Annotated in this window: 2 protein-coding genes; both read left to right on the top strand. The window is 56.0% G+C overall.

What is annotated here, in order from left to right; genetic code table 11:
* Positions 1-182, top strand: a 182-nt coding sequence (locus AB6809_RS36150) for a hypothetical protein (RefSeq protein ID WP_371028602.1), incomplete at its 5' end; no start/stop codon positions are given.
* Between the two features lie 351 nt (positions 183-533).
* Entirely contained in the window at positions 534-1,778 is a 1,245-nt protein-coding gene (ltrA, locus tag AB6809_RS36145) for a group II intron reverse transcriptase/maturase (RefSeq protein WP_371028601.1), read from the top strand.
* Positions 1,779-1,856: the final 78 nt, after the last annotated feature.

Raw genomic sequence — 1,856 nt, 5'->3', positions numbered from 1 at the left:
AGTGTGTCACGAACACAAGCGAAAGCTTGTGGTGCTGTACTGAAGATGGGAGTAGGCCTCCCGAAGCCGGCTTGCAGGAGCAGGCTTCAAACCGCCCGGTGCTGCTGCGTTCAAAAGGCGTGGTGGTGAGCGACTGTGGAAAAGTCATCCATAAGGATGGCAGGTATGTATTGAGAAGATGAGCGAAAGCAAACCGTTCGATGATGCGTCGTTAATTCGTTAAGGTGCTGTCAAAACTGGGGTCATTTCGTCGCTCCAGGATCAGTCAGGACGAGACCTGTTTACGGACCTGGCGGCAGCCGGCGTAGAGGCGGCATGAGCTCAATACAGGCTTCGGTATGGAACGTGAGAACCTTGTTGCGGATGGAAAGGGAAATGACAAATGGCTAACACCATGAGGAAGAATACCGATGCCGCAACGAGGGGCGGAGTTGCCCGTAGTAGTGTTGAAGCCCTTGTAATGAGGGTGGAGCGAAGGGGCAGCGTTATCCGGTTGACGAAGGTCACCAACCTGCTTGTCGGGGAGGAGTGACATGACATCAACGAAACCTTATGACATTGCCAAGCGAACGATCTGGGAGGCGTATCAGCGAGTGAAGGCCAACCGGGGTGCTGCCGGCATCGATGATGAAACTATCGAGATGTTCGAGCAGGACCTGCCGAAGAATCTGTTCAAGCTGTGGAACCGGATGTCGTCGGGGTCGTACTTCCCGCCACCGGTCAAGCAAGTTGAGATTCCAAAGGCAACGGGCGGTATTCGCAAGTTGGGCGTGCCCACGGTGAGTGACCGTGTGGCGCAGACTGCGGTCAAGCTCCTCATTGAGCCGATTCTCGATCCACTATTCCATGCGGATTCGTATGGTTACCGGCCCGGGAAATCGGCCAAGCAGGCGGTCGCCATCACCCGACAAAGGTGCTGGAAGTTCGACTGGCTGGTGGAGTTTGATATCAAGGCGGCCTTTGATCAAATCGATCATGGCCTCTTGCTAAAAGCGGTACGCAAACACATCAAAGAGGACTGGATCCTGATGTATATCGAGAGGTGGCTGACTGCGCCATTCGAAACTGCACAGGGTACCCGCTTGCCGCGGGACCGCGGTACCCCGCAGGGGGGAGTGGTCAGTCCGATCCTGATGAATCTGTTCATGCACTATGCGTTTGACGTCTGGATGCAGCGTCACTTCCCGCAGTGTCCCTTTGCGCGCTATGCCGATGATGCGGTGGTCCATTGCCGTAGCCAGGAGCAGGCACAAGAGGTTATGCACGCCATTGCCTCGCGGCTGGCGGAATGTGGGCTGACGATGCATCCTGAAAAGTCAAAGATCGTGTATTGCAAGGACAGAAGTCGCACCCAAACCTACCCGAATGTGACCTTCACATTTCTGGGCTTTCAGTTTCGTCCGCGAAGGGTGTTGACCAGGCACGGGCAGGTCTCGACCAGCTTTGTACCTGGCGTCAGTCCTGACGCCCTGAAACGGATGAGACAGACGGTGCGGGGGTGGCGGTTGCAGCGCCAAACGTCGAAATCACTATTCGAACTCGCTGAGCGATGTAATCCCACGATATGTGGCTGGTGGAACTACTACGGGGCTTTCCATCGGACAGCCATGCATGAGTTGAGTCGGTATCTCGACCGAAAGCTCGTGCGCTGGGTTCAGCGCAAGTACAAAACACTGCGACGGCACAAACGGTGCAGTGAGGAGTGGCTACGCAAGATGAGGCAGGCGTACCCGCGAGAGTTCGCGCACTGGCAGTATCAGGGGAAACAGGTTGGATAACGGGAGCCGTGTAAATCGAGAGGTTTACGCACGGTTCTGCGAGAGACTCGGGGCGCAATTCCCCGGGTCTACTCACCC

Origin of the sequence: Paraburkholderia sp. RCC_158, from assembly GCF_041355255.1 — a bacterium.
Classification (GTDB): domain Bacteria; phylum Pseudomonadota; class Gammaproteobacteria; order Burkholderiales; family Burkholderiaceae; genus Paraburkholderia; species Paraburkholderia graminis.
This window is presented reverse-complemented; position numbering and strand designations above follow the sequence as displayed.